General features: G+C 44.4%; 5 protein-coding genes. 4 read left to right on the forward strand and 1 reads right to left on the reverse strand.

Annotation, left to right across the window (positions count from 1 at the left end; translation table 11 throughout):
* Positions 1 to 242 (reverse strand): type IX secretion system membrane protein PorP/SprF (locus ABW391_RS15060; RefSeq protein WP_353482715.1); only part of this gene is annotated, 242 nt, incomplete at its 3' end.
* Positions 243 to 416: 174 nt separating this feature from the next.
* Between ABW391_RS15060 and ABW391_RS15065 the strand changes: the two genes are divergently transcribed.
* The 4 genes from ABW391_RS15065 to ABW391_RS15080 all read left to right on the forward strand — a co-directional run bounded on the left by ABW391_RS15065 (position 417) and on the right by ABW391_RS15080 (position 2,733).
* Entirely contained in the window at positions 417 to 1,286 is an 870-nt protein-coding gene (locus tag ABW391_RS15065) for a C40 family peptidase (protein WP_353482716.1), read from the forward strand.
* Positions 1,287 to 1,484: 198 nt separating this feature from the next.
* Positions 1,485 to 1,934: an SRPBCC family protein gene (locus ABW391_RS15070; RefSeq protein WP_353482717.1), complete on the forward strand. Its 450-nt coding sequence runs from the start codon at positions 1,485 to 1,487 to the stop codon at positions 1,932 to 1,934.
* Positions 1,931 to 2,302: a DUF4260 domain-containing protein gene (locus tag ABW391_RS15075; protein WP_353482718.1), complete on the forward strand. Its 372-nt coding sequence runs from the start codon at positions 1,931 to 1,933 to the stop codon at positions 2,300 to 2,302. Before ABW391_RS15070 ends, ABW391_RS15075 begins: the two co-directional genes overlap by 4 nt.
* 65 nt (positions 2,303 to 2,367) lie before the next feature.
* Positions 2,368 to 2,733, forward strand: a complete 366-nt coding sequence (locus ABW391_RS15080) for a hypothetical protein (RefSeq protein ID WP_353482719.1) — start codon at positions 2,368 to 2,370, stop codon at positions 2,731 to 2,733.
* Positions 2,734 to 2,969: the final 236 nt, after the last annotated feature.

Here is a 2,969-nt window from a genome sequence, read left to right on the forward strand (position 1 = left end):
TTGCCTACATCCAATCGAAAATCCGCAGCAGCGGAAAAAGTAGTATAAGGCTTGTCCAGCAGGTTTCTTCCTTGATCGCGGTAAATGGTCGAAATCCGGTATTTGCCATCAAAAGCGCCCGAAAGTGCCGGATTGAGGTACAGAGGAGAAGCATAAAACTGGGAAAAGTGAGTGTCTTGTCCTTGCATTTTCAGCAAGGTCAACAAAAGTGCCAAGACGGTAATACCGTAGTGTTTTCGCATAGGATTTTCTTTGAATTGGATGCAAAAGTACCGATTTGACGGAGTTTATTCCTATTTATGGCAGATAGAAAAGTTTTACAACTCACAATCACAACGGTATTAAGAACTTTTTATTATTTTTGAAATTCATGTGGTTGTAGAGATGCAACCCTACAACCACCCAACATTTTTGCCTTGGAAAGCAAACGACACATCCACTTGGCCATTTGCCCATTGAGCGTGGTGCCTGTGCGGCATACACCCTCCCAGCGCAGCGAGATGTCCTCGCAATTGCTCTTTGGCGAAACCGTGGAAGTATTGGAGGAAAAAGGCAAACTCTGGTGCAAAATACGCGCCACCAGCGACAATTTCATCGGTTGGGTCGAAACCAATCAACTCAAACCGATTACCCCTTCTGAATTTGAAAGTTTCAATGCCCATTTTGCGTATAGCCTCGAATTGGTGCAACCAGTGATGGGGGCTGATCATTTCATTCCGATTACCATGGGTGCACGTTTGCCAGAATACGATGGCATCCGCTTCCGTTTGGGGGAGGTTTTTTATACGTTTAGCGGCCAGGCGGTTGCCCCCGGAGATTTCCAACCTACCGCTGATTTTATCCTCAAATTGGCCAAACGCTACCTGAATACGCCTTTTTTATGGGGAGGCCGTTCGCCTTTTGGGATGGACAGCCCCGGATTGGTGCAAATGGTGTTCCAAATGGCCGGTTTCAAAGTACCCCGCGAAGCGGCTGCGCAAATCGAAATTGGAGACACCATTGATTTCATCGAGAACGCTCAAGCGGGCGATCTGGCTTTTTTTGAAAACAACCAGAGTCGCATCAGCCACGTCGGCATTTTGATGCCCGATTCCAAAATTATCCACTCTTTCGGTGGAGTTCGCATCGACAAAATTGACCATTACGGCATTTACGATGATGCCCGTCAAGCCTACAGCAAAAGGCTGCGGCTGATCAAACGGATTCTACCCACCGTTCCTCCCAAGAACAACGCTACGGATTTGCCCGAATTGGAGCGCAGTGGGGTACAGGCTGAGTTGTTCTGATAGTGTCCTGAATTTCCAATCTTGAAAAAATCTTTCCCTTTTCAAACTTCTTGATATATGTCAAGAGCGCCCACTGCTTTTGCCCGCAACTTTGTATCGTTAACCAAAACAACGATAACCATGTATTCAAAATCAATTTTAGCAATAGCAGTTGGCTTGACCCTGAGTGCTTGCACAGCTGTACAAAACGAAACAGGCATGAAAACCATCAACCAAAATGCACCAGTAAAATGCAGCAAAAGCATTTTAATCAACGCTCGTCCAGACAAAGTATGGGCGGTAATGACCAATATTGATCATTGGGCAGACTGGCAATCCGATATCAGCAAACCGAAACTTAACGGCAAGCTAGCACCCAACTCCACCTTTGACTGGAAAACGGGAGGCGTTCGCATTCATTCGACACTCCACACCGTTGAACCGTTTAGCCATTTTGGATGGACTGGAAAAACAATGGGGATGTTTGCGATCCACAACTGGACATTGATAGAAAAAAATGGACAAATTCAGGTTACTGTTGATGAAAGCATGGAAGGCTTTTTGGCCAGCCTTTTGAAAAAATCGTTCAACAAAAATTTGGAGCGTGACATGCAGCACTGGCTGGATTTGTTGAAAAAAGAATGTGAACAATCAAACCAATCCAAATGAAAACCACATTGAAACTCGAAGAGCTGGGCCTCTTGATCCTTTTTTCTGCCACTTATTTCCTGTACTTTCAAGGAAGTTGGGGCTTGTACCTGGGCTTGTTTTTTGTGCCCGATGTCTCATTTGCCTTGTTTTTAATCACCCCCAAAATGGGCGCCATCGGCTACAATGTCTTTCACCACAAGGGAGTGATGGCCTTGCTGATACTGGCTGGTTATTTTTTCCAAAACGATTTGGTCATCAAAATAGGCTTGATTTTCATGGCACACAGCTGTTTTGATCGGGTGGCGGGCTACGGCCTGAAGTATTTCGACAGTTTTGACCATACACATTTGGGCTGGGTGGGGAAGAGTAAGGGAAAAAACCAATAGAAAGGGCAATTGGAAAGGCGTGTGTTCAAAGACTTGTCGCAACTTTGTAGCACACACCAATTCCAATGAGAAAGAAAACTTACAAAGCCACCATGTTGCTCCCGGCTGGGGCAAAGGAATATTGGTCTACCATCATGTATGGGGAGGCCAAATTTCCGTATAAGATTTATGCGGGTGAAATCATCGTTGCCGCCTACGCCAAATTCAGAGACGGTACCCAGGTCATCGGCGGGGTCAAGAAATCCGATTCCGAAGACTACAACATCAAGTTTTTTAACGTACTAAACGCCGCTGGACAAGCCTATCCCGGCTGGCCGATCGATTGCAGCGACCACGAAGATTTTCGCCACCATGGATATATTTTCATCCTGAATGACGATGAAAGTGTGGAGTATGAATTGACGATTAAAGAAAAAGAAGCCGCCTTTTGAACTAATTCATTTCATTTAATTATAAAGTGTTACTCGCTAGTCCAATGAAGTGTTGGTCACTGAGCGGAGTCGAAGTTGGTCACTGAGCTTAGCCGAAGTGAATGTTAACCCAAAATTAATTCTCAAAAAAATCCATTAATATTTTGGATAAATCGTTTTTTTTTTTTTCAAATTTGTGACAACAAAGTACAACACATATAAAAAAGTCTCTTAATTGTTTTTTCCTGCTTCATTCC

Source organism: Haliscomenobacter sp. (genome assembly GCF_040403615.1).
Classification (GTDB): domain Bacteria; phylum Bacteroidota; class Bacteroidia; order Chitinophagales; family Saprospiraceae; genus Haliscomenobacter.

Bases quoted from the DNA above. Each gene is read 5' to 3' on its own strand.
- ABW391_RS15070 (WP_353482717.1), top strand. From the start codon at position 1,485: ATGAAAACCATCAACCAAAATGCACCAGTAAAATGCAGCAAAAGCATT.
- ABW391_RS15075 (WP_353482718.1), top strand. From the start codon at position 1,931: ATGAAAACCACATTGAAACTCGAAGAGCTGGGCCTCTTGATCCTTTTT.
- ABW391_RS15080 (WP_353482719.1), top strand. From the start codon at position 2,368: ATGAGAAAGAAAACTTACAAAGCCACCATGTTGCTCCCGGCTGGGGCA.